Genomic DNA, 255 nt, shown 5'->3' on the forward strand with positions numbered 1-255 from the left:
CCGACACCGCTCCTGAAGCCAAGCCCGACACCGCTTCCGTCACGGAAGACACCGCGCTGACCGCCACCGGCAACGTCATCAGCGGCACCGGCGCCGACACCCTCGGCGCGGACGCCACCAACGTCGTGGGCGTGGTCAAGGGCACGGTCGCCGCCGGCCAGAACGTCAACGGCAACGTCAACACCGCAGTCAACGGCGAGTACGGCAAGATCGTCCTCAAGGCCGACGGCTCCTACACCTATGAGCTGAACAACA

Annotated in this window: 1 protein-coding gene; it reads left to right on the forward strand. The window is 66.7% G+C overall.

Going from position 1 to position 255, the window contains the following annotated elements; all coding sequences use genetic code 11:
• Positions 1-255 (forward strand): VCBS domain-containing protein (locus tag AC6LKD_RS32695; RefSeq protein WP_498118551.1); only part of this gene is annotated, 255 nt, incomplete at both ends.

The sequence above is a fragment of the Achromobacter sp. D7-1 genome, assembly GCF_059760445.1.